The sequence below is a fragment of the Polymorphospora sp. NPDC050346 genome (genome assembly GCF_040655695.1).
Taxonomy (GTDB): Bacteria; Actinomycetota; Actinomycetes; order Mycobacteriales; family Micromonosporaceae; genus Polymorphospora; species Polymorphospora lycopeni.
In genome coordinates this window covers 386,079-408,035 of the sequence record NZ_JBFAKM010000001.1, presented here as the reverse complement: position 1 = coordinate 408,035, position 21,957 = coordinate 386,079, and the positions used below count along the sequence as shown (strand labels likewise).

Genomic DNA, 21,957 nt, shown 5'->3' with positions numbered 1-21,957 from the left:
GCACCGGGCGCCGCTGATGCGGATCCCGCCCCGCTGGCTGCGCCGGCTCCTGCTCGGCCCGGCCGTCGTCCTGCTCACCTTCCTGTTCGTGACCACCCTGCCGATCTGGCTGCTGGTCGCCGCGGCCGCCTCGCCGCTGGTCCCCGGCTACCTGCGGCCGCTGCGTGTGCTGTGGATGCTGACCTTCTACCTGGTCTGGGACGCCGCCGCGCTGATCGCCCTCTTCGTCCTGTGGCTCGCGTCCGGGTTCGGCTGGAAGAAACGGTCACCGGCGTTCCAGCGGGCCCACTACGTGCTCACCGGCTGGTTCCTCACCGCACTCTTCTGGCAGGTGAAGTGGACGCTGCGGCTGAGTATCGAGGTGGTCGGCACCGACCCGGACACCGCCCTGCCCGGCCGGCCGGAGATCGTCGTGAGCCGGCACGCCGGTCCCGGCGACTCGTTCATCCTCATCCACGCGCTGGTCAACTGGTACGCCCGCGAGCCGCGCATCGTCCTCAAGGACACCCTCCAGTGGGACCCGGCGATCGACGTCATGCTCAACCGGCTGCCCAACCGGTTCGTCGCACCCGGACACCAGCCCGGCGAGACGATCGAGCAACAGATCGCGCACCTGGCGACCGGGCTCGACGACAACGACGCCTTCGTGATCTTTCCGGAGGGCGGCAACTTCACCCCCCGCCGCCGGCTGCGCGCCATCGCCCGGCTGCGGGCGTTGGGCCTGGACCGGATGGCGAAGCGGGCCGAGGGGATGCGCAACGTGCTCGCCCCCAAACCCGGCGGGCTGATCGCGGCGCTGGACGCCGCACCCGACGCCGGCGTCATCTTCGTCGCGCACACCGGCCTCGACCGGATGCTCACCGTCGCCGACGTGTGGCGCGAACTGCCCATGGACAAACGCATCATCATGCGGTTCTGGTCGGTGCCACCCGAAGACGTACCGACCGGCGAGGCGGAACGGATCGAGTGGCTGTACGACTGGTGGAAGCGGATCGACGAATGGATCGACGAGCACCGTCCCGAGCCCGGTGGGGCGTAGGGTCGGCGGGTGGACCAGATTCACGTCGTGACGACCGTCGTCGACGCCCGCTCGGTGGCCGAGGTGCTCTCCGCCGCGGCCGTGGCCGGCCGGCTCGCCGCCTGCGCGCAGGTGAGCGGGCCACTCGACAGCACCTACTGGTGGGACGGCCGGATGGAGAGCACCCGGGAGTGGACGGTGCGGTTCAAGACCGCGCCCGACCGGGTCGACGCGCTGGTCGAGCACATCCGTGGCGCCCACCCGTACGACGTACCGGAGATCCTGGTGGCCGCGGTCGGCAGCGCCAACCCGGCCTACACGGCCTGGGTACACGAGCACACCCGACCGGCCTGAGTAGTCGGACCCCGGCTGAGTACGCACACTCTGTGACCACCCCGCCGGCGACGGAAATCATGCGACTGTGACCGAACCCGCGCCCGTCTACCCCTGCCCGGCCTGCGGCGGCACCGCCAACCTGGCGGTCGGCTGCCGCCGGTGCGGCCGGGCGCCCGATCCCGTCGCCGCCGAGGTGATCCGGCTCGACTACCAGATCCGCGTGCTCGCACCCCAGGTCGAACAGGCCCGCCAGCACCACCTGTCGCTGGCCGCCGCGCTGCGCGACGCCCAGCAGCGGCGCCAGGCCCTCGCGGTCCGGGTACGCGCCGCGACCCTCGCCGCCCGCCCGGCGACCCGGCCGGCACCCGTACCGCCGCCGGGCACCGTCGCGCCGCGTCCGGGGGCGCCGGTCCCGGCCGGGGTCGGCGCACCGGACGCCCCGACCGGGCCACCCGGCCCCGGGGCGGCTGGATGGCCGGCCGCCCCCGGGTACGGCGTGCCGGGCGGCCCGGCCGTGCCGGCCCGGCCGGAAGCCTCCACCCGGACGGTGCAGAACATCCTGTTCATCCTCGGCGGCCTGCTCTTCGGCACCGCCGCGATCGTCTTCACCTCCGTCGCCTGGGCCACCTACGGCGTCGTCGGCCGGGCCGCGATCCTGGCCGTCGTCACCGGGCTCGCGCTCGCCGTACCGCCGCTGGCCAGGTGGCGCGGGCTCACCGCCACCGCCGAGACGTTCGCCACCATCGGCCTGCTCCTGGTCCTGCTCGACGGGTACGCCGCCTGGTACGTCGACCTCTTCGGCCTCGCCGGATCGGCGGGTACCCGGTACGCCGGGCTGGTCTGCGCGGTCACCGCCCTGGTCGCCGCCGGGTACGCCGCGCTGACCCGGCTGTGGGCGCCACGCTACGTCGCACTGCTGGTCGCCCAGCCGGTCCTGCCGCTGCTGGCGTACGACCACCGGCCGGACCCGCTCGGGTGGGCACTGGTCTACGCGGCGGTCGCCGCCGGCAACCTGCTCGTCCTCCGGCTGGCCCGCCACGCCGTCGTACCCGTATCCGTCGTGCCCGGAGCTGTCACGCCCGGAGCCGTGACGCAGGGTGCCGTATTGCCGGGCGCACTCGCGCCCGGCGCCGGTCCGGTGCCGGCCGGTGCCGCGCCGGGCGGCGGCCGGCGGGTCGCGTTCCGGGTCGTCGGCTGGGTCGGGTACGCCGTCATGCTGGCCGTCGCGGCGATCAGCTCCCTGATCGCGCTGGTCGTCGCCGACGTGGCCGGACCGGTCGCCGTCGTCGGGCTGCCGCTCGTGGTCACGGCCCTGCTGCTGGTCGCCGCCGGTGCCGTGGCCGGCAGCGCGGTCCTTCGTGGACTGGCCGGCGCCGTCCTGGTGGTCGTGCTCGCGGTCGCGGCCCTGCGCCCGGTCGCCGAGGTACGCCCGTCGCTGCTGCTGGTGGCCGCCGCCGTGGTCGCGCTCGGGCTGGCCGTCGCCGTCACGGTGACCGCCCGGCCGCTGCCCGCCGCCGTGCGTACCGGCCACCGGATCGGCGCGCTGCTCGTCACCGGGGTCACCGCGCTGGTCACCGTGATCGCGACCGCTGTCGTCGCGGTGGCCACGATGGCCACCGCGCTGCCGGGCAACGACACCAGGGTCCCGTTCGACTGGCAGGTGCCGGTGGCGGTGCTGGTGGTCACCGGCGCACTCGTGGTGCTGCTGCCGCGGGCCGGCCGCGACGCCACCGCCGTCGTCGGCGCGGGCCTGGCGGTGCTCGCCCTGCCGGCCGCCGTGCCGATGGCCGGCTGGCCGGTCGCGGCGGTGGACCTCGCCGCGGTGGCGGCGCTGCTGTTCGCCGCGCTGTGGCACCGGGCCGTCGTCGGAGGCGTGCTCCGGGCCGGCACCGGCGCCGTCCTGACGCTCCACGCGGTCGGGGTCGGTCTCGCCCGGCCGTCCACGGCGACCGGCACGCTGGCCGTCGTACTGCTGCTCGGGCTCGCGGTGGCCGCCGTCGCCGATCGCCTGCCCGCCGGACCCGGCAACGGCCTACCCGCCGGACCCGGCGGCGGCCCGCCCGCCGGACCGGGCGACGCGGACGGTGCCGGCGCCGCCGGGCCGCTTCCCGGCGCCGTGGCCGGGCCGGCCGGCGGCGCGAACGTCACCGGCCCGGCCGGGCGCCCCGCCCACCGGCGGCCGATCGGCGGGCTCGCCTTCGCCGCCGCACTGGTCACCTGGCCGGCGCTGGTCGTCGCCGGGCTGGCCACCGCCACGATCGCGGGCTGGTGGCAGGCGAGGGCCGCGCTGCTCGCCGTCGCACTGCTGCTGCCGGTGCCGGTCCTGGTCCGGCGGCTGCGGCCGGCACTGCTGCCGTACGCCACCGCGGCGGTCGCGGTCGCCGTGGTCGCCACCGCCACGGCGGCCGGCGGCGGGCCGTACGACGAGCCACCGGCGGTGTACGCCGCCGTCGGCATCCTGCTGCTCGTCACCACCGCGCTGCTGGTCGCCTGGACACCGGGGCGGATCCTCGCCGCCGCGGCGACCCTGCCACTGCTGGCGATCGCCGTGGTCACCGTCGTGCCGGCGGTCGTCGGGGTGCTGCTTGCGCCGTACGCGTGGCTCGGGGAGATCTGGTCGGGTCGGCCGGCCGGCGGAGTGCCGACCCCGTCGCGGCGGTGGTTGGTCGAGTCCGGGCTCGACTCCGCCGCGCCCGCCCTGGCGCTCGGCGTGCTCACGGTCGCGATCTGGCTCGCCGCCCATCTGCTCCGCCCGGCCGCCGCTGGATCGGCCACCGCCGGGCCGGCCGCCGCCGGGCCGGCCATGGGTGGACCGGCCGCGGGTGGACCGGCCACCGCCGGGCCGGGCATCGGCAAGCCGGCCATCGCCGGGCCGGGCGCTGTCGAGCCGGCCACCGCCGGCCGGGGGATCGGGTGGTGGCAGGTGCGGGCCCGGCTCGCCACCACCGCGGCGCTACCGGTCGGCGTGGCCGCCGTCCTGGTCGCGCTGACCGTCGCCGGCACACCGTGGCCGGTCGTACCGGCGGTGTCGCTCGCCGCCGGGCTGGCGTACCTGCTCACCGCCGCCCTCGTGCCGGTGCGGACCGGGGCGGTCCTGGTCGCCGTACCGGTGGGGGTCGCCCTGACCGGGGCCGGCCTGGCCGGTGCGTTGCCGACCGAGGGCTCGACGATCGCCGCCCTCGGCCTGGTCGTCGCCGGCGCCGCCACGGTCGGCGTCGCCGGCCGGGGCCGGGGCGGCCGGATCGCCGGCTGGCTGGTGGCGGTCGTGGCCGGGTTGACCCTGGCGGCGACCGTGGCGCTCGCGGCCGACCTGCCACTGCGGCTGGTCGCGCTGGCGGTCCTCGGCGGCGCGGCGGTGGCGCTGGCCACCGGCACCGTGCTGCGGTTCCGGCGGCCCGCCGAGTCGGTGGCCGTCGAGGCGCTCGCCCACGCCGGGGCCCTGGTCGCGCTGCTGCTCAGTCTCGGCGGGATCCGGTACGTCGCCGCGGTGTTCACGCTGTGGGGCGTCGCCGTCGGGGTCCGGGCGCTGTGGGCCGGACCGGTGCCGGGCGCGGCGTTCCTGCACCGCCGCCGGGTGCTGGTCTGGGCGGCTCTCGGCAGTGAGCTGGTCGCCTGGTGGCTGCTGCTGGTCGCCGACCGGGTGGCGGTCCTGGAGGCGTACAGTCTGCCGGCAGCGGCCCTCGCCCTCGTCGCCGGCTGGCTGGCCGCCCGGTCCGGGCTGGGGAGCTGGTCCGCGTACGGTCCGGGGCTGGCCGCCGGCCTGCTGCCGAGCCTGGCCTCGGTGCTGGTCGGTGACGACCAGCCGATGCGCCGGCTGCTGCTGGGCACCGGCGCGGTGCTGGTCGTCCTCGCCGGTGGTGCGGCCCGCCGGCAGGCGCCGGTGGTGCTCGGCGGGGCCACCGTCGTCCTGCTGGCCCTGCACGAGTTGGTCGCAGTCTGGGACCTGCTGCCCCGGTGGATCTTCCTCGCGATCGGCGGTCTCGCGTTGATCGCCCTGGCCGTGACGTACGAGCGCCGTCGGCGTGACCTGGCCCGGCTGCGCGCCGCCGTCGGCCGGATGACCTGACCCGGTAGGAGGGGACGTATGGGGGGTGGGGTTAGCCCTACCCCCCATACGGGGGTGGCCAGGATTACCGAAAAGCCGGACTAAAAGGATGCTGGACGGCAGCGCGCGGCTCGACGACGGAGCGGCGACTGAGCGAACAGGGAGATCCATGACTGTCGGCGCGGTGGCGGAACGCACGCTGCAACGGGGAAGTGACTTCGCGCGGCTTTCCCGCCGGATCAACGAGGCCGGGCTGATGCGTCGCCGGCCGGGCTGGTACGCGGCGAAGATCGCGCTGACCGTGGGGCTCTTCCTGGGCGGCTGGGCCGCCTTCTTCCTCGTCGGTGACAGCTGGCTGCAACTGCTCGTCGCGGTGTTCCTCGCCTTCGCCACCACGCAGGTCGCCTTCCTCGGCCACGACGCCGGGCACCGGCAGATGTTCCGCAAGCGCCGGATCAGCGAGATCTCCGGTCTGATCGCCGGCAACCTCGCGGTCGGGCTCAGCTACGGCTGGTGGATCGACAAGCACAACCGGCACCACGCCAACCCCAACCACGAGGAGCACGACCCGGACGTCGAGGCCGGCGTGCTGGTGTGGACCCAGGAGCAGGCGGCGCAGACCAGCGGGTTCGGCCGGTGGATCGTCGAGCGACAGGCGTTCCTCTTCTTCCCGCTGCTCACCCTCGAAGGCCTGGCCCTGCACGTGGCGAGCGTGAAGGCGCTGCTGGGCAGCACCCCGATCCGGCACCGGCGCACCGAGCTGCTGCTGCTGGCCGTGCACACCGTCGGCTACTTCGCCGCGGTCTTCGCCGTGCTGTCGCCGCTCAAGGCGATCGCGTTCATCGTCATCCACCAGGGCCTCTTCGGGGTCTACATGGGCTGCTCGTTCGCCCCGAACCACAAGGGCATGCTGATGCCGACCGACGAGGACGACCTCGACTTCCTGCGCAAGCAGGTGCTCACCTCCCGCAACGTACGCGGCGGCGTCTTCGTCGACTTCGCGCTCGGCGGCCTGAACTACCAGATCGAGCACCACCTCTTCCCGAGCATGCCGAGGTCGAACCTGCGCCGGGCGCAGCCGATCGTCGCCGCCTACTGCGCCGAGAACGGCATCCCGTACGAGGAGACCAGCCTGGTCGACTCCTACCGGCAGGGGCTGGCGCACCTGCACGAGGCCGGCGCGCTCCTGCGGGCCGAGCGCCGCTGACGCCGTACGCGAAAATGGGCGACGCCGACCGGCGTCGCCCATTCTTTGCCTTCGCTCAGCGGCCGAGGAACTGCATCAGCGAGTCGGGTGCCTCGACGGTCTGGCCCGCCGGCGGTGCGGTGACGTTGACCGGGGAACCGAAGTCGGAGTACGTCATCTTGAGCGTGCCGAGCGTCGGCTCGACCGACGTGAGGTCGATGTCGAGCCCGGTGAGCCGGCCCTGCGCGTCGGTCGTCGCGGTGAACGGCAGCGCCTTCGCGTTGTCGCCCAGCGCCTGCTGGATCCCGAAGCTGCCGGCCGGCGTCTGGCTCAGGTCGAGGGTGCCGGAGAAGTTGGTCGGGCCGTCGCGCCGCGCCTCGACGACCGACTTGATCATCCGGTCGGCGCCGGCCGGGTCGCCCTCGGGCAGGATGTCGAAGTCGGTGCCGGCGAGCCGGGCGACGTCGACGCGTACCCATTTGTCGCCGACGTCGGGCAGCCCGGGGACCTTGAGGTAGACGGTCTTGTCGACCGCCACGACCTCGATCTGCACCGCCTGGCCCTGGCCGGTGTCCAGCGCCATGGTCATCGTGCCCCGGTCACCCTGCGGGTCGAGTTGGCCCCGGCTGCTCAGGCCGGTCGCCTCCATGGTGACCCGCAGGCTGTCGTCGTTGAGCCGCTTCGCCGCGGTGCTCAGCGCCTCGACCGCGGCCGGGTCGGCCGAGGGGGCGGAGGTCGCGGATCCGGTCGGTGCCGGGGACGCCCCGGTGCCGTTCTGGTCGGCGGGCGCGGCGCAGCCGGCCACGCCGAGCGTGAGTACGGTGACGAGGCCGAGCCCCGTGGTCGCCATGCGTGGAATCTGCCTCATTGGCACAGGGGTAACCGTTCGCGCGGAACGGTAAACATCGATCACGGGATGCCGGTGGGGTGCGCGGCGCCGGGATCGCGGACAGCCAGCGGTGGCGGGCGCGCGGCGGGCGGACGAGACCGCCGGCGGTACAGTCTGCGCATGGCAAAGGTGCTGGACACGGACGCGTTGCGTGGCGAGCTGGCGGGGCTCGAAGGCGACTGGGCCGGCGACTCCACGGCGATCACCCGCACGGCGGAGCTGCCCGGTTTCGTCGAGGCGATCGCGGTGGTCGACCGGGTCGCCGTGGTCGCCGAGGAACTCGACCACCATCCCGACATCGACATCCGGTGGCGCACGCTGACCTTCCGGTGCGCCACCCACTCCGAGGGCGGCGTCACGGAGCGTGACATCGAGCTGGCCCGGCGAATCGACGAGATCATCGGAGCGGCGACATGAGGTTCGAGATCAGCAAGGTCCTCGACGCGATCGAGGGCCGCCTGACCACCGACCCTAAGCTGGCCCGGGCCGTGCTCGACCTGGCCGAGGTGGTGCGCTACGTCGACTTCGACGGCGGCCGGCCGGCCACCCTGCTGCGGCTCGGCATGGTGGTCGACGCACTCGGCCGGCAGCTCGCCGAGGAGAACGTCCCGGTCTACGTCGTGGTGCACCGGGCGCTGCTGTCGGACGCCGACCTGACCTCCAACGAGCGGATGGTGGTCCGCCGCTGGGCCGACGACGGCGTCGTCGAGGTCCTGCCCAATCCCGGTGAGCGGGTGCTGGAGGTCGCCGACCTGCTCGGGCTGCCGGTGCTGAGCCGGTCCCGCTTCGACAACGCCGTCGGCCGCTACCCGTGGCTGGCCGACCAGCCGGGCCGGCTGCTCGCGCCGGTCCCCGCGGCCGGCGGCCCGGCGCTGGTCGCCCAGGTCGGCGGCGGGCACGAACCGACCTCGGCGGCACCGTCGCCGGTCGGCGTGCAGTTGCTCGGCCGGATGTGGCGCTGCCCCGACCCGGAGTGCTCCAGCTTCGGCTCGATGCGGGTCGGCCGGTCCGGCGGGCAGCCGCCGCCGACGTTGCGGACCGGCATGCCGACCTGTCCCCGGCACGACGAACGGCTCACCGACGCGGGGCACCGGCCCCGGGCGGAGCTGTTGTCGGTACGTATCGACGGGATGGTCCGGCGGCGGTTCGTGGTCGCCGCCGACGAGCCGGTCGTGGTCGGCCGGGCTCCGGAGGGTGGCGGGATCATCCTCGGCCAGTGGCTGACCGACGAGGCCCGGCGCTGGATCAGCCGCAGCCACGTCCGCTTCGAGTTGCAGGGCAGCGAGCTGGTCGCGCACGACGTCAGCACCAACGGGACCGGGGTGCGCCCGGGCGGCTCGACCGACGACGACCAGCGGGAGACGCTCAAGCGGCAGGCCCGCCCGCTCGGCCCGACGGACGTGGTCGAACTCTACGCGGGGGTGCAGATCGGCCGGTCCCGGCTGTGGCAGACCGGCGGGGTGGCCAACCCGACGTCGGTGATGGCCGAGGCACCGACGATGGCGATCCGGATCGCCGACCGCTGAGCCACCGGCCGTCCGGCCCGGCGGTCGACCGGGTCGCGGGGCGGTCGGTTGAGGAGAGCGGACCGCCCGGCCCGCGAACCGCGGGCCGGGCGGTCCCGGATCAGTGCAGTACGGCGGCGAGCTGGGCGATCGCGTGGTCGATCTCGGCCGCCTCGATGACCAGCGGCGGAGCGAGCCGGATCGTCGAGCCGTGGGTGTCCTTGGCGAGCACGCCCCGCTCGGCGAGCCGTTCGCACGCCTGCCGGCCGGTCATCAGCGCCGGGTCGATGTCGACGCCGGCCCACAGCCCCCGGCCGCGTACGGCGACCAGGCCCTCGCCGACCAGCGAGCGCAGGCCGGCGTGCAGCCGTACGCCGAGTTCGGTCGAGCGGCGCTGGAACTCGCCGGTGCGCAGCAGCCGTACGACCTCGGTGGCGACCGCGCAGGCGAGCGGGTTGCCGCCGAACGTCGAGCCGTGCTGGCCGGGGCGCAGCACGCCGAGCACGTTCCGGTCGGCGGCGACCGCGGAGACGGGCACGATGCCGCCGCCGAGCGCCTTGCCGAGCACGTACATGTCCGGCCGGACCCCTTCGTGGTCGCAGGCGAACGTCTCACCGGTCCGGCCCAGACCGGACTGGATCTCGTCGGCGATGAAGAGCACGTCGCGTTGCGTGCACAGGTCGCGTACGCCGGGCAGGTAGCCCGCCGGCGGGACGACCACGCCCTGCTCGCCCTGGATCGGCTCGATCAGTACGGCGACCGTGGTGTCGTCGATCGCGTCGGCGAGCGCGGCGAGGTCGCCGTACGGGACGATCTTGAACCCGGGGGTGTACGGCCCGAAGTCGTCGCGGGCGTCCGGGTCGGTGGAGAAGCTGACGATCGTGGTGGTGCGGCCGTGGAAGTTGCCGTCGGCCACGATGATCGTCGCCTGCCCGTCGGGCACGCCCTTGACCTGGTAGCCCCACTTGCGGGCCACCTTGATCGCGGTCTCGACCGCCTCGGCGCCGGTGTTCATCGGCAGCACCAGGTCCTTGCCGCACAGTTCGGCCAGTTCCCGGCAGAAGGTGGCGAACTGGTCGTGGACGAACGCCCGGCTGGTCAGCGTGAGCCGGTCGAGCTGGGCGTGGGCGGCGGCGATCAGGATCGGGTGCCGGTGGCCGAAGTTGAGCGCCGAGTAGCCGGCCAGGCAGTCCAGGTAACGCCGGCCGTCGACGTCGGTCACCCAGGCGCCCTCGGCCTGCGCGATGACGACCGGCAGCGGGTGGTAGTTGTGCGCGGTCCAGCGCTCGGCGTCGCCGATCGCCGCCGGGGTACGCATCCGTTCGACGATCACCGGTTCGCCTCCCGCAGTTCGAGGGTGCAGCACTTCGGGCCGCCGCCGGCCTTGCGCAGTTCGGACATGTCGACGCCGATGGTGTGGTAACCCCGCTCACGCAGCGCGGCGGCCAGTCCGGTCGCCTGCACCGGCAGGACCACGTTGCGGCCGTCGCTGACCGAGTTCAGCCCGAACACCGCGGCGTCCTCGGGCGTGGCGATCACCGCTTCCGGGAAGAGCCGGCGCAGCACCGCCCGGCTGCCCGGCGAGAACGCCTCGGGCAGGTAGGCCACGTTGTGCTCGTCGAGCACGAAGAGCGCGGTGTCGAGGTGGTAGTAGCGCGGGTCGACCAGTTGCAGGGTCACCGTCGGTCGCCCGAAGAGTTCCTGCGCCCGGGCGTGCGCGGCGTGCGTGGTGCGGAAGCCGGTGCCGGCGAGCAGCAGGTCACCGACGAGCAGCAGGTCGCCCTCGCCCTCGTTGACGTGCTTGGCCTCGTGCACCTCGAACCCGGCCCGCGACAGCCAGGAGGCGTACGCGGGTGCCTCGTCGGCGCGCTGCGGGTCGCGGAACTGCACGGCGAGGGCCTGCCCGTCGACGACGGTGGCACCGTTGGCCGCGAAGACCATGTCGGGCAGGCCCGGCACGGCCGGGATCTCCTCGACGGTGTGGCCGAGGTCCAGGTAGACCTGCCGCAGCGTGGTCCACTGCGCGATCGCCAGGTCGGCGTCGGTCGGCGCGGTGGGGTCCATCCACGGATTGATCTTGTATTCCACGGCGAAGTACGTCGGCCGGCACATCAGGTAGCGCCGGCTGGTGGCGTCCAACGACATCTGTCCTGCTCCCGTGATCGGCGCGCCCGGCCGGGTTCGGCCACTGGGCTGGCGCTTGTCGCCAACGCTATGCGGCCGGCTTCGGCGGCATCTACCGTTCAGGGTTGCGTTCTGTCGCGGATCGTTGCGTGGATCGGGGCAGCGACCATCGAATCGTTGCGTCGCCCCGCGAGTGACCCCGGACAGCGTTGAGGGGCGGCGAACCGCCGCCCCTCAATATGTGCTCTGCCAGAGGTGAACCACTTCGGGCGAGACTGCGGAACCGGTGAACCACCGCTTCCGTGCCAGCTCAGGTACCCGTCAGAAGCGCTCGATAAACTGTGTGTCAAGCCACTCTCGGAACCGCAGGACGGTGTCACCGTCCGTGGTCGGCCAGGCGAACTGGCCGGTCATCGCCAGGATGCCGATGACGACCGCCGCGAGCCCCAGCACCAGGCCCAGCAGGGCCTCCGTCTTGCCCGAGATGTGGCGCCGGGCGGTGGCCGAGATGCCCGCCACCCCGAGCAGGGCGCCGACCGCGCCGATCCCGATGCCGTAGCCGGCCAGCGCGCCGGTGAGCACGAAGAGGATGCCGGCGACACCGAGGATCAGGCTGATCGTGGCCAGCAGGCTGGTCCGGGGACGCGGGCCGGTCGGCGCGACCGGCCGCCCCTCCTCGGTTTCCGGCGTACGGTCGACGACCGCCGTATCGGCACCGCCCATGTCCCGGCGGTCGGCGCTCAGGTCCTCGGTGACGATCCGGCCGGTACGTGCCATTTCATCCCGGTCTGACCTGCGGTCAGGTGCCGGCGGCAGCACCGGCTCCGGCTTGCGGGTCTCGGTCCGCGTCCTCGTCGGGGCGGCCCCGGTCGCCGACCGGCTGCGGTAGGTCGTCGCCTCGTCACCCGGGCGGCCGGCGGTCGGGGCGGCATCGGCGGGAGCGGGCCGGGGCATGGTGGCGGTCGGGGTCGGCGCTTCCGAGCCGGCGGGACGCTCGTCGTCCCGCGTCGGCGCCGTCTCCTCCCGGCGCGCGAACGAAGGAATCCTTACCACAGCACACCTCCTGGTCAGTGCGTGGTGCCTCGGTGATGGCGCCTACGCGGGGAACACCATCGGAGTACCCCGATGGCCGACGAACCATGCCCGGGCCGCGGGGATAGGGTTTCGCTGTGCCTGAAGGTCACACCATCCACCGCCTCGCCCGCCGCCACCGCGAGCTCTTCGCCGGTGACAAGGTCACCGTCGCCAGTCCGCAGGGCCGGTTCGAGACCGGCGCCGCGCTGCTGTCCGGCACGGTCCTGCGCGACACCGAGGCGTACGGCAAGCACCTGCTGCACCACTACGAGAACGACCTCGTCCTGCACGTGCACCTCGGGCTGTACGGCAAGTTCACCGACGGCGCGGGGGAGCCGCCACCGCCGGTCGGCGAGGTACGGATGCGGGTCGCCTCCGACGCGTACTGGCTCGACCTGCGCGGACCGACCGCCTGCGAGGTGCTCGGCCCGCCCGAGACCCAGACGTTGCGGGACCGCCTCGGCGCCGACCCGCTGCGTGACGACGCCGACCCGGGCGCCGCGTACGCGCGCATCCGGCGCGGCTCGACCGCGCTGGCCGCTCTCCTGCTGGACCAGTCGGTGGTGGCCGGCACCGGTCTGATCTTCGTGACCGAGGTGCTCTTCCGGGCCGGGATCGCACCGACCACCCCCGGCCACCGGCTGACCCCGGCCGCCTGGGAGCAGATCTGGACCGACCTGCGCGAGCTGATGGCCACGGCGGCCGGGACGGGCGTCATCGACACCGTCCGGCCCGAGCACCTGCCGGAGGCGATGGGGCGGGCGCCCCGGGTCGACCGGCACGGCGGCGAGGTCTACGTCTACCGCCGGGCCGACCTGGCCTGTCACGTCTGCGGGACCGAGGTCCGGCGCGGCACGCTGGGCGGCCGCAACTCCTACTGGTGCCCGACCTGCCAGCCGGCCGGCTGACGCTCAGCCCCCGGCCAGCGCCTCGACCGCCCGCCGGGCGGCGATCAGCACCGGATCCCAGACCGGGGCGTACGGCGGGGCGTACCCCAGGTCGAGGCCGGTCATCTCCTCCACCGTCATCTGGTTCCACAGGGCGACGGCCAGCGGGTCGATCCGCTTCGCCGCCTCGGACCGGCCGACGATCTGGGCACCGAGCAGCAGCCCGCTGCGCCGCTCGGCGAGCAGCTTGACCGTCATCGGGTCGGCGCCGGGGAAGTATCCGGCCCGGTTCGTCGACTCGACCTTCACGGTGACGAACTCGTAGCCGGCCGAAGAGGCGTCCTGTTCCCGCAGCCCGGTACGCGCCACCTCCAGTTCGCACACCTTGGTGACCGACGTACCGATGACGCCGGGGAACGTCGCGTAGCCGCCGCCGATGTTGATGCCGGCCACCCGGCCCTGCTTGTTCGCGTGGGTGCCGAGCGGCAGGTGCACCGCCTGCCCGGTGAGCCGGTGCACGGTCTGCACGCAGTCGCCGGCCGCCCACACCCCGTCCACCCCCATCACCCGCATCCGCAGGTCGACCTGGATTCCGCCGGTCGTCCCGACCGGCAGGCCGGCCCGCCGCGCGAGCGCGGTGTTGGGGCGTACGCCCAGGCCGAGCACGACCACGTCGGCCGGCAACTCGCCGGCGTCGGTGACCACCGCCGCCACCCGGCCGGCGCGCTCGGTGAGCCCGGTGACGGTGACCCCGCTGCGTACGTCGATCCCGAGCCCGACCAGCGCGTCGCGGACCAGGACCGCCATGTCGGGGTCGACGGTCGACATCGGCTGGGGACCCCGCTCGACCAGCGTCACCGACAGCCCGCGCCGGATCAGCGCCTCGGCCATCTCCACGCCGATGTAGCCGCCGCCGACCACGACCGCCGTACGCGGCCTCGGGTCGCCGTCGAGCCAGGCCCGCAGCGCCGAGCCGTCGTCGAGGGTCTGCACCCCGAACACCCCGGCCGCCGCCGTCCGCGCCCACGGCGGGTCGACCGGCACCGCACCGGCGGCGTACACCAGCTGGTCGAAGTGCTCGCGGACCTCGCCCCCGCCGTCGAGGTCGCGGGCCACCACCACCCGGCGGTCCAGGTCGATGGCGGTGACCTCGTGCCGGAGCCGTACGTCGATCCGGTACTTGTCGCGGAACACCTCCGGCGATCGCGCGACCAGGTCGTCGCGGCTGTCGACCAGACCCCCGATCCAGTACGGGATCCCGCACGCCGAGTACGACGTGAAGTGGCCCCGTTCGAAGGCCACGATCTCCAGCTCGTCCGGACCCAGCCCGCGGCGGGCCTGGGACGCCGCCGACATGCCCGCCGCGTCGGCGCCGACGACAACCAACCGGGTCAACTCAGCTCCTCGTCGCCGCGGCCAGGTGGTCGACCACGCTGCCCAGATCACCCGTACGGTCGTGCACGGCGCGCTGGCGGGCCGCCCCGGAGCCCTGACTGCGCAGCTTCTCCAGCAGCGGGGTGACGTTGTCGAGGTCGCCGTGCCGGGCCAGTTGCGGGCCGACCCGGTCGACGAGCCGGAGCAGCAGTTCCCAGGCCGGCCGCAGGCCGCCGCCGAGCAGGTCGACGGCCAGCCCCTCCAGCCCGTCGTGTGCCGCCCGCCAGTGCGCCGACACCAGCAGGTGGTGGTCGATCCGGGGCGCCGGCCGGCCGGCGGCGATGTCGTCGAGGGCGGCGCCGACCAGACCGCGTACGAGGGCGGCGACCAGGATCGTGTCGTCGAGGCTGGCGCAGACGTCGCCGATGCGGATCTCGACGGTCGGATAGCGGGCGGACAGCCGCGAATACCAGTAGAGCATCCCCTCGTCGAGGATCACCCCGGACTCGATCAGCTCCCGCAGCAGCCGCTCGTAGTGTTCGTGCGAGTCGAGCCAGGGCATCGGGCCGACCGACGGCCACCGGTTCCACAGCATCGAGCGCCAGCTCGCGTAGCCGGTGTCGCGGCCGGCGTAGAACGGCGAGTTGGCGGTCGCGGCGTGCAGCACCGGCAGCCACGGGCGCAGGTGGTCGAGCACCCGGACACCGGTTTCCGGGTCGGGTACGCCGACGTGGACGTGCATCCCGTTGAGGCCCGGCCCGGGCACCAGCATCCCGTACCGCTCGATCATCCGGTGGAACCGCGGATTGTCGACCAGCGGCGGCACCGGGCCGTCGACCGGGCCGGTGCCGACCGCGAGCAGTCGTACGCCGGCCTGTTCGGCGGCGTCGGAGACGCCGGTACGCAGCAGCCCGAGCGAGTGCCGCAGCGCGTCGAGGCAGAGCCCCGGCGGGCTGCCGATCTCGATCTGGCTGGTCTGGAACTCGAGCTGCACCTGACCGCGCAGCTCGGGCGGTACGTTCGCCAGGACCGCGTCGACCGCCGGCGCGGCGATCCCGGTCGCGGCGTCGACGAGAAGGAATTCCTCCTCGACCCCCACGGTCAGTAACTCCGACGTGCCCGCCGTCGCGGGTCTCACCTGCTCGGCCACCCCACCGGCCATCGCCGCCACCGCCGTTCTTCACCCCGTTGCCCGGGCGGATGCCCGCGCCTGCCGTCCTGACTACCCACCGTCGCCGGCCGGGAAAACGCATCCCTTCTCATCCGGCCGCGCGTCGGCCTGGTCCGGCCGGGTCCGTTCGGCCGCGCGTCGGTCTGGTCCGGCCGCGTCCGTTCGACGCGGGGCGGTGTCGGAACTGGCGGCGGAGCCGTAAGCTGGGCTGCGTGCCGGGGATGCTGATGAGCCTGATGGGCCTGTGGGCCTTCGCCCTGGCCCAGTTCGCCGCGCACTCCGCACACCCCGCCGAGTTGCTGGCCGGGGCGACCGTCGCCGTCGCGGCGCTGCTCGCGGTCGCGGTCGCGGTCCACCTGGTGGTCGCCGGCCCGCGGGGCGCGGATGAGAGCACCCGCGCCGGCGCGACGCTGCGTGAGCGGGCCCGTCGTAGATCTCTGCCCCGCCTGCTCGATCCCGACGCCGCCGGCCGGCCACGGCCGCGAGCACCCGCACCGGGCCGGGTCCATCCCGTCCCGGCCGTGTAGCACCACTTTTCCTCCGCCGCTGCGCGGTCGATTCCACCGCACCTAAACCGTCCACATCGGACTGTCAAGCCGGGCCGCCGCGTGCCGCCCGGACACGGAATCGAACCCAGAGGGATCACCCATGCTCGCCTTCGCGCCCCTCGACGCCGCGGTCACCGCCGCGTCGACCGCCGTCACCGCCCTGGCCGACCTCGTCGCCCCGCTCGCCGGCGGCGCCGCGACCGCCGCCGCCATCGTCCTGTTCACCTTCGCCGTACGACTGCTGATCTCGCCGCTGAGCTGGGCGCAGGTACGCGGCGAGCGGAGCCGTACCGCGCTCGCCCCGCGACTGCGGGAGATCCAGCGCAAGTACGCCGACGACCCGGCCAGGATGCAGGCCGAAGTCGTCGGCCTCTACCGGTCGGCGGGTGCCTCGCCGCTCGCCGGCTGCCTGCCGGCCCTGCTCCAGGCACCGTTCTTCCTCGTCATGTACCGCCTCTTCACCACCGCGGACCCGGATTCCGGGCTGCTCGCCGAGCGGCTTGCCGGGGTGTCGCTCGGGCACCACGTCGCCGACGGGCTCGGCGGGGCGGCGGGACCGCTGTTCGCCGTACTCTTCGCGGCCCTGCTGGTGCTGGCCTGGTGGTCGTCGCGGCGGATGCGCCGTACGGCCGCCCTGGCCGCGGCGGCCGGCGCCGGGACCGCCACGCCCGCGAAGGCGGCGGGCCGGGCGGGGGAGTCGCAGCCCGACGTGGCGGCGCTGCTCGGCCGGATCATGCCGCTGCTGCCGTACGGGACCCTGATCGTCGCGGCGGTCGTCCCGCTGGCGGCCGTGCTCTACCTGGTGGCGACGACGGCGTGGACGGCGCTGGAGCACGCGGTGCTGCGCCGGCCGCAACCGGCTCCGCTGGCCGTTCCGGTGCCCGGCCGGTGAGTCGCCGGCCCGGCCCGTAAAGATCCGCGTGATCAGGGGCGGTGGCCGGCGACGCGCCGGCGACCCGCGCGATTTGGTCCCTGATCACGGGGATCTTGGGGTGGGACTTCAGGCAAATTTCAGGGACCGGGTCGGGGAGCGCTCTGGACATTAACAGTTAACAGTCCTAATAATTGGCCAACTGTTCGACGGCGGCCGATGCCGTGCCGGGTTGGGAGGACTGGTGATGAGACGCTCGAGATCCTTGTTGCTCGCGGTGGTGTCCGCACTCGCCGCAGGTGTGGGTGCGGTCTGGGTCGCCGGCCCGGCGCTGGCGGCGGGACCCACCGCGACGTTCGTCAAGACGTCGGACTGGGGCTCCGGCTGGGAGGGGAAGTACACGGTCACCAACGGTGGCGCGACCGCGCTGTCGTCGTGGGCGGTGGCGTTCAGCCTGCCGTCCGGTTCGTCGGTCAGTTCGTTCTGGGACGCGGACATGACCCGGTCGGGCCAGCGGTTCACGTTCCGCAACAAATCCTGGAACGGCAGCCTCGCGCCGGGCGCGTCGGTGTCGTTCGGCTTCATCGGCACCGGCTCCGGTTCGCCGACGGACTGCACGCTGAACGGCGCGGCCTGCGGCGGCGGCACCCCGCCCACCACGCCGCCACCCACCACCCCGCCGCCGACCACGCCACCACCCACCACCCCGCCGCCGACGACGCCGCCACCGACCACCCCGCCGCCGAACCCCAACGACGGCCTGCCCAAGCACTTCCTCACCGGCTACTGGCACAACTTCGACAACCCCGCCGTCGAGCTGCGGCTGCGTGACGTACCGAACGAGTACGACCTGATCGCCGTCGCGTTCGCCGAGGCGACCAGCACCCCCGGCCAGGTCACCTTCGGCATCGACCCCGGCCTGTCGGCGTCGCTCGGCGGATACACCAACGCCCAGTTCAAGGCCGACGTCGCGACCCTGCACCAGCGCGGCAAGAAGGTCATCATCTCGATCGGCGGCGAGACCGGCCGGGTCCAGGTCAACGACTCCGCCTCGGCGACCGCGCTGGCCAACAGCCTCTACTCGATCATCCAGGAGTACGGCTTCGACGGCGTCGACATCGACCTGGAGAACGGCCTCAACCCGACCTACATGGCGCAGGCGATGCGTGCGCTGCGCAGCCGGATCGGCGCCAGCCTGATCATCACGATGGCGCCGCAGACCATCGACATGCAGAACCCGACGGTGTCGTACTTCAAGCTCGCGCTCGACATCAAGGACATCCTGACCGTCGTGCACACGCAGTTCTACAACTCGGGCTCGATGCTCGGCTGCGACCAGATGCAGGCGTACTCGCAGGGGTCGGTGAACTTCATGACCGCGCTGGCCTGCATCCAGCTGGAGGCCGGTCTGCGGCCCGACCAGGTGGCCCTCGGCCTGCCGGCCGGACCGGGCGCGGCCGGCGGCGGGATCGTCGCCCCCGCGATGGTCAACCAGGCGCTCAGCTGCCTGGCCCGGGCGACCAACTGCGGCAGCTTCCGCCCGCCGCGCACCTACCCCGGCATCCGGGGCGCGATGACCTGGTCGATCAACTGGGACGTCTCCAACGGCAACAACTTCGCCCGCACCGTCAAGCCGCACCTGGCGACGCTGCCATGACGGGAGTACGCATGAAGATCAGACCGCTCCGCACGGCGGCGATCGCCGCCGGCCTGGCCGCCGCCGTCGCGGCGACCACCCTGGTCCTGGCCCCCTCGGCCGCCGCGGCCACCGCCACCTACGTCCGCACCTCGAGCTGGGGCAGCGGGTACGAGGCCAAGTTCACCGTCACCAACAACACGTCCTCGGCGATCAGCTCCTGGACGGTCGCGTTCGACCTGCCGACCGGCTCGCGGGTCAGTTCCTTCTGGGACGCCGACCTCACCACCGCAGGTCAGCGGGTGACCGCCCGGAACAAATCGTGGAACGGCGCCCTCGGGGCGGGGGCGACCGCCTCGTTCGGGTTCATCGTCGCCGGCTCCGGCGACCCGACCAACTGCACCGTCAACGGCACCTCGTGCGGTGGCGGGCCGGTCCCGACCACGCCCCCGGTCACCACGCCGCCGCCGACCACGCCCCCGCCGACCAACCCGCCCCCGTCCGGGGCGATGCGGGCGGCGCCCTACATCTACTCGTGGGGCAGCGTCCCACCGATCAACACGATCATGCAGACGACCGGCATCCGCTGGTTCACCAAGGCGTTCATCCTGTCCGGTGGTGGCTGCACCCCGGCCTGGGACGGCAGCCGGCCGCTGCTCGGCGGCACCGACGCCGCGCAGATCGCCCAGATCCGGGCGGCCGGCGGCGACGTGATCCCGTCGGTCGGTGGCTGGAGCGGCAACAAGCTCGGCCCGAACTGCTCGACCCCGCAGGCCCTGGCCGGCGCGTTGCAGCAGGTGGTGACCGCGCACAACCTCAAGGCGATCGACCTCGACGTGGAGAACACCGACGAGTTCGAGAGCGAGGTCGTGCAGGACCGGATCCTGAACGCGCTGAAGATCCTCAAGCAGAACAACCCGAACCTGAAGACGATCGTGACCATCGGTACGGCGACCACCGGCCCGACGTACTGGGGCACCCGGATGATCAACCGGGCGGCGGAGTTGCAGGCCAACGTCGACGTCTGGACGATCATGCCGTTCAACTTCGGCGGCGGGGCGAACATGTACACCTCGACGGTCAGCGCCGCCGAGGGGCTGAAGAACACGCTGAAGACCGCGTTCGGCTGGTCCGACGCGACGGCGTACGGCCGGATGGGCATCTCCGGGATGAACGGCCGGTCCGACCAGAACGAGATCACCACGCCGCAGCAGTGGACGCAGATCCGCGACTGGGCGAAGTCGAAGAACCTGGCCCGGCTGGCGTTCTGGTCGGTCAACCGGGACCGGCCGTGCCCGGGCGGCGGCCTGAGTTCGGAGTGCAGCAGCATCGCGCAGCAGAACTGGGAGTTCACCGCGATCACCGCGGGATTCTGACCGGACGGTAGGAGGCTGACCGCGGCGGGCGGAAACCCGCAGCGGTCAGCCTCTCCGGCGTGAACCGTCACGCGGTCAGCCCTTCCCGGCGGTCAGCCTTCCGGGCGGCCGGCCGAGGCGGCCTTCGCCCGTCGCTTGCGCACCTTCTTCACCACCCACCAGGCGATCAGCACCACGAAGAGTCCGATGATCCCGTAGTCGAAGTAGTTGTAGTACCGGTCGACCTCGTGCCAGCGCGAGCCCAGCGCGAAGCCCAGACCGATGAAGATCGAGTTCCAGATCCCGCTGCCCAGCGTGGTCAACGCGGTGAACTGCACCAGCGGCATCCGGTCGGCGCCGGCCGGGATCGAGACCAGGCTGCGTACGACCGGCACCATCCGGCCGAACAACACCGCCCACCGGCCGTGCCGCTCGAACCAGCGGTCGGCCTTCTCCAGGTCTTCGAGATCCACCAGCGGCACCCGGTCCAGCCAGCGTTTCAGCCGGTCCTCGCCGACCGCCGCGCCGAGCCAGTAGAGCAGCAGCGCGCCGAGCACCGAGCCGGCGGTCGCCGCGATGGTCACCAGGACGACGTCGACCCGGCCCTCGCCGGCCAGGTAACCGGCCATCGCCAGCACGATCTCGCTCGGGATCGGCGGGATGAGGTTCTCCAGCGCGACCAGGAGGCCGACGCCCACCTCGCCCATCGACTCGATGACACCGGCGACCCAGCCGGTCAACCCGCCGATCTCGGTCGGCTCGGCGGCAACGGCCATGGGGCATGCTCCCTCACCTGGAATCCTGCCTGATCCCGTTCTCTACCCCGGTGATCACGGAATCACACCCGGCGGGGCGCGGGCATACCTCGCGGTCACCGGGCGGGCAGAATGGGGTGACGGACACGGAGGTGGTCGGAATGTCGCTGTTGCGGTGGGCGATCGGTACGGTGCTGCGGCGTACCCGGCACGCGCAGGGGCGGATCCTGCGCGAGGTCGCGGCGGCGGCCGGTGTCTCCGTGCAGTACCTCTCCGAGATCGAACGCGGCCGTAAGGAGGCCTCGTCCGAGATCCTCGCCGGCATCTGCCAGGCCCTGGACCTGCCGCTGGTCGACCTGCTCGAGGAGGTCCGCGCCGAGTTGCTGCGGGGCGGCCGGGGGGCGGGCGGGCCGCGGGTCCGGCTCCGGGCCGCCGGTCAGCTCTTGGCCGCCGGCCATGGATCTGCCGTGGGCAGATCCGCCTCGGGCAGAACCACGGGCGTCCGGGACCGCCGGTCCCGCACGCTGGTCACATGCAGCAGCCCCCGACGTCGTACGACGCCCAGCTTTTCGACCAGCTCCTGAAGGAACGCATCGTCCTGCTCGGCAGCGAGGTGACCGACCAGACGGCCAACGCGGTCTGCGCCCAGTTGCTCCTGCTGGCCGCGGCCGACCCGAAGCGCGACATCCACCTCTACATCAACTCTCCCGGCGGCTCGGTGAGCGCCGGGCTCGCGATCTACGACACGATGCGGTTCATCGGCAACGACGTGGCCACGATCGCGATGGGCCTGGCCGGCTCGATGGGGCAGTTCCTGCTCTGTGCCGGCACCGCCGGCAAGCGGTTCGCCCTGCCGCACACGCGGATCATGATGCACCAGCCGTCGGGCGGCTTCGGCGGCACGGTCGCCGACATCAGGATCCAGGCGGAGAACATGCTCTTCGTCAAACGGACCGTCCAGGAGCGGATCGCGTTCCACACCGGACAGCCGGTCGAGCAGATCGAACGCGACGCCGACCGGGACCGGTGGTTCACCGCCGAGCAGGCCCGCGAGTACGGCCTCATCGACGCCGTCATCAGCGCGACCACCGAGGTGCCCGGGTAGCCGACCGGCGGCCGGCGGTCCGGTGCGCGGGCGCCCGGGCGGTCACCGGGTTAGGCTGCGGCCCCAGGTTCGTCACCG

At 73.3% G+C, this 21,957-nt stretch carries 20 protein-coding genes; 13 read left to right on the top strand and 7 right to left on the bottom strand.

Features of this window, described 5'->3' with window-relative positions; all coding sequences use genetic code 11:
• Positions 1–16 precede the first annotated feature (16 nt).
• The 4 genes from AB0I42_RS01660 (at position 17) to AB0I42_RS01645 (ending at position 6,606) form a co-directional block, all read left to right on the top strand.
• Positions 17–1,039, top strand: coding sequence for a 1-acyl-sn-glycerol-3-phosphate acyltransferase (locus tag AB0I42_RS01660; RefSeq protein WP_357533154.1), 1,023 nt, complete (start codon positions 17–19; stop codon positions 1,037–1,039).
• 9 nt (positions 1,040–1,048) lie between these two features.
• On the top strand, positions 1,049–1,372 hold the full coding sequence (gene cutA / locus AB0I42_RS01655) for a divalent-cation tolerance protein CutA (protein ID WP_357533152.1): 324 nt from the start codon (positions 1,049–1,051) through the stop codon (positions 1,370–1,372).
• A gap of 67 nt (positions 1,373–1,439) precedes the next feature.
• Complete coding sequence (locus AB0I42_RS01650) at positions 1,440–5,420, top strand: hypothetical protein (RefSeq protein WP_357533150.1); 3,981 nt, start codon at positions 1,440–1,442, stop codon at positions 5,418–5,420.
• A gap of 148 nt (positions 5,421–5,568) precedes the next feature.
• Complete coding sequence (locus tag AB0I42_RS01645; RefSeq protein WP_357533149.1) at positions 5,569–6,606, top strand: acyl-CoA desaturase; 1,038 nt, start codon at positions 5,569–5,571, stop codon at positions 6,604–6,606.
• A gap of 55 nt (positions 6,607–6,661) precedes the next feature.
• On the opposite strand, the gene AB0I42_RS01640 is transcribed toward AB0I42_RS01645, so the two are convergent.
• Positions 6,662–7,435 (bottom strand): hypothetical protein, encoded by a 774-nt coding sequence (locus AB0I42_RS01640; RefSeq protein WP_357533147.1) that lies wholly within the window; start codon positions 7,433–7,435, stop codon positions 6,662–6,664.
• Positions 7,436–7,594: 159 nt separating this feature from the next.
• Between AB0I42_RS01640 and AB0I42_RS01635 the strand changes: the two genes are divergently transcribed.
• Both AB0I42_RS01635 and AB0I42_RS01630 read left to right on the top strand, forming a co-directional pair.
• Positions 7,595–7,891 (top strand): 4a-hydroxytetrahydrobiopterin dehydratase, encoded by a 297-nt coding sequence (locus AB0I42_RS01635; RefSeq protein WP_357533145.1) that lies wholly within the window; start codon positions 7,595–7,597, stop codon positions 7,889–7,891.
• Positions 7,888–9,000: an FHA domain-containing protein gene (locus tag AB0I42_RS01630; RefSeq protein ID WP_357533143.1), complete on the top strand. Its 1,113-nt coding sequence runs from the start codon at positions 7,888–7,890 to the stop codon at positions 8,998–9,000. The genes AB0I42_RS01635 and AB0I42_RS01630 overlap by 4 nt, the downstream gene beginning before the upstream one ends.
• 100 nt (positions 9,001–9,100) lie before the next feature.
• Here AB0I42_RS01630 and rocD read toward each other — a convergent pair whose 3' ends face one another.
• The 3 genes from rocD to AB0I42_RS01615 all read right to left on the bottom strand — a co-directional run bounded on the left by rocD (position 9,101) and on the right by AB0I42_RS01615 (position 12,156).
• The gene (gene rocD, locus AB0I42_RS01625; RefSeq protein ID WP_357533141.1) at positions 9,101–10,312 is read right to left on the bottom strand and encodes an ornithine--oxo-acid transaminase; all 1,212 of its coding nucleotides are present in this window, start codon (positions 10,310–10,312) and stop codon (positions 9,101–9,103) included.
• Positions 10,309–11,118 (bottom strand): dimethylargininase, encoded by an 810-nt coding sequence (ddaH, locus tag AB0I42_RS01620; protein ID WP_357533438.1) that lies wholly within the window; start codon positions 11,116–11,118, stop codon positions 10,309–10,311. Before ddaH ends, rocD begins: the two co-directional genes overlap by 4 nt.
• Positions 11,119–11,424: 306 nt before the next feature.
• A complete protein-coding gene (locus AB0I42_RS01615) occupies positions 11,425–12,156 on the bottom strand; it encodes a thrombospondin (RefSeq protein WP_357533139.1) in 732 nt (243 codons plus the stop codon).
• 116 nt (positions 12,157–12,272) lie between these two features.
• Between AB0I42_RS01615 and AB0I42_RS01610 the strand changes: the two genes are divergently transcribed.
• Entirely contained in the window at positions 12,273–13,085 is an 813-nt protein-coding gene (locus AB0I42_RS01610) for a DNA-formamidopyrimidine glycosylase family protein (protein WP_357533138.1), read from the top strand.
• A 3-nt stretch (positions 13,086–13,088) separates the two neighbouring features.
• Here AB0I42_RS01610 and AB0I42_RS01605 read toward each other — a convergent pair whose 3' ends face one another.
• On the bottom strand, positions 13,089–14,459 hold the full coding sequence (locus tag AB0I42_RS01605) for an FAD-dependent oxidoreductase (protein ID WP_357533136.1): 1,371 nt from the start codon (positions 14,457–14,459) through the stop codon (positions 13,089–13,091).
• Between the two features lies 1 nt (position 14,460).
• Positions 14,461–15,600: a glutamate--cysteine ligase gene (locus AB0I42_RS01600; RefSeq protein WP_357533134.1), complete on the bottom strand. Its 1,140-nt coding sequence runs from the start codon at positions 15,598–15,600 to the stop codon at positions 14,461–14,463.
• Between the two features lie 230 nt (positions 15,601–15,830).
• Here AB0I42_RS01600 and AB0I42_RS01595 point away from each other — a divergent pair, with 230 nt between their 5' ends.
• From AB0I42_RS01595 to AB0I42_RS01580, 4 genes are all read left to right on the top strand, one after another.
• Positions 15,831–16,136 (top strand): DUF6412 domain-containing protein, encoded by a 306-nt coding sequence (locus AB0I42_RS01595; protein ID WP_357533437.1) that lies wholly within the window; start codon positions 15,831–15,833, stop codon positions 16,134–16,136.
• A gap of 121 nt (positions 16,137–16,257) precedes the next feature.
• Positions 16,258–17,049, top strand: coding sequence for a membrane protein insertase YidC (locus AB0I42_RS01590; RefSeq protein ID WP_357533132.1), 792 nt, complete (start codon positions 16,258–16,260; stop codon positions 17,047–17,049).
• 226 nt (positions 17,050–17,275) lie between these two features.
• Positions 17,276–18,685: a cellulose binding domain-containing protein gene (locus AB0I42_RS01585; protein ID WP_357533130.1), complete on the top strand. Its 1,410-nt coding sequence runs from the start codon at positions 17,276–17,278 to the stop codon at positions 18,683–18,685.
• A gap of 11 nt (positions 18,686–18,696) precedes the next feature.
• Positions 18,697–20,040 carry a cellulose binding domain-containing protein gene (locus AB0I42_RS01580; protein WP_357533129.1) on the top strand — a complete coding sequence of 448 codons (1,344 nt, stop codon included), beginning with the start codon at positions 18,697–18,699 and terminating at the stop codon, positions 20,038–20,040.
• Between the two features lie 92 nt (positions 20,041–20,132).
• On the opposite strand, the gene AB0I42_RS01575 is transcribed toward AB0I42_RS01580, so the two are convergent.
• Positions 20,133–20,795, bottom strand: a complete 663-nt coding sequence (locus AB0I42_RS01575) for a DedA family protein (protein ID WP_357533127.1) — start codon at positions 20,793–20,795, stop codon at positions 20,133–20,135.
• 140 nt (positions 20,796–20,935) lie between these two features.
• Here AB0I42_RS01575 and AB0I42_RS01570 point away from each other — a divergent pair, with 140 nt between their 5' ends.
• A complete protein-coding gene (locus AB0I42_RS01570) occupies positions 20,936–21,358 on the top strand; it encodes a helix-turn-helix transcriptional regulator (RefSeq protein ID WP_357533125.1) in 423 nt (140 codons plus the stop codon).
• Positions 21,307–21,879 (top strand): ATP-dependent Clp protease proteolytic subunit, encoded by a 573-nt coding sequence (locus tag AB0I42_RS01565; protein WP_357523961.1) that lies wholly within the window; start codon positions 21,307–21,309, stop codon positions 21,877–21,879. Before AB0I42_RS01570 ends, AB0I42_RS01565 begins: the two co-directional genes overlap by 52 nt.
• Positions 21,880–21,957: the final 78 nt, after the last annotated feature.